This is a genomic window from Sphingobacterium paludis (assembly GCF_004364125.1).
Lineage (GTDB): Bacteria > Bacteroidota > Bacteroidia > Sphingobacteriales > Sphingobacteriaceae > Sphingobacterium > Sphingobacterium paludis.
This window is the reverse complement of record NZ_SNZV01000024.1, coordinates 1-1,405: the sequence shown is the minus strand read 5'-3', so window position 1 is coordinate 1,405 and position 1,405 is coordinate 1. Positions and strand designations below refer to the sequence as shown.

At 38.9% G+C, this 1,405-nt stretch carries 2 protein-coding genes; both read left to right on the top strand.

All coding sequences use genetic code 11. The features are described 5' to 3' along the window. Positions 1 to 483 precede the first annotated feature (483 nt). Positions 484 to 873, top strand: coding sequence for an IS110 family transposase (locus tag B0I21_RS20345; RefSeq protein WP_243836308.1), 390 nt, complete (start codon positions 484 to 486; stop codon positions 871 to 873). After that, positions 848 to 1,300 carry a transposase gene (locus B0I21_RS20340; protein WP_208292403.1) on the top strand — a complete coding sequence of 151 codons (453 nt, stop codon included), beginning with the start codon at positions 848 to 850 and terminating at the stop codon, positions 1,298 to 1,300. The genes B0I21_RS20345 and B0I21_RS20340 overlap by 26 nt, the downstream gene beginning before the upstream one ends. The last annotated feature ends 105 nt before the right edge of the window (positions 1,301 to 1,405 follow it).

Below are 1,405 nucleotides of genomic sequence, written 5' to 3'. Positions count from 1 at the left end.
TTTGTCTCCTATGTTTGTGTCAAGCAAATGTAGAAGACATTTTTTGTTTTATAGATTTGTTTTATAGTGAGAAAAGGAAGAGTTAAAATTTGTCTTAGTAGCATTTGTAGTATACTGTTTGTGAGAAATGACCTTCCTTTTTTTCGCTTCCTAAGGCAGAACAGAATGTAAAGCAGAATTACAATCCAGCTTGAATATCCACCAGGAGACAAGTCCAAGGGAAGTTTCACTATTGATTTAATTCAATAAGAATTCATTATGAATACACTCAAGCAGGTCATTGGTATTGACGTAGGGAGCTAGGAACTCGTCGTTTGTCTTGGAAAGATCTTCGCCAACCTAGATAAAAAGCTGTGCCATTATGGTAATTTTCGAAATACGGATAAAGGTCTGGTAAAGCTACAGGAATGGGTTCAGGCTCATACTTCAGCAGAAAGTGCTATTCATTTCGTTATGGAGGCCACTGGTGTTTATCACTAGAAGTTGGCTTACTTCTTGGAATCCAAGGGGTATACAATCAGTATTATCTTACCTAATAAGATCAGTAATTATTTCCGTACACTGGAGATAAAGACAATAACAGATAGAACCTGTTCAGAAGCTATCACCCTATTCGGCCTTGAACGCCACCTTGAGTTTTGGCGCAGACCAGATCCCACCTATAAGAGGTTAAAGCAACTCACGCGTGAAAGAGATCAGCTGGTTCAGGAACGTACTGCCGTCAAGAATCAGCTACATGCAGAGCAAACAGAAGCCGAGCCCAATACAAACTCCTTAAATAGAATAAAAGAACGAATAGCGGTACTGCAAAAACAGGAAAAGGAGGTGTTGACGGAGATAAAGCTCATTGTTAAAGAAAAACTCTGTACTTAAACAGGAAACGGATAACCTTATCTCAATTCCTGGAATTGGGCTGCTCACTGCGGTAACAGTACTAGCGGAAACAAATGGTTTCGAGATGATTAGAAATAAAAAGCAGCTAGTAAGCTACGCCGGACTAGATGTGAAGGAAAAGCAGTCAGGCACATCAATTCTAGGCAAACCTACCATATCTAAGCGAGGTAACAGATATTTGAGGAAATCCCTGCACTTACCAGCACTGGCTGCCATAAGGCATGATGAGCATTATTCAAATACGTTTACAAGGCTTGTATCAAAACATGGTATTAAAATGAAAGCAGCGGTAGCTATGCAGAGAAAACTGCTTGAACTGATGTTTATTATTTTCAAAAGCAAACAGCGGTATGACTCACAGTATCATATCCAAAAACAAACATATAATCAAGTAGCTACAAAATAGGGTAGCTACGAGAGCCACCCTAAAACAGGCTGGTACAAGACCGCCTAAATTGTAAAATTATAAAAAATAATCAATGCTACACTTGCATGTTAACACAGAATCTCA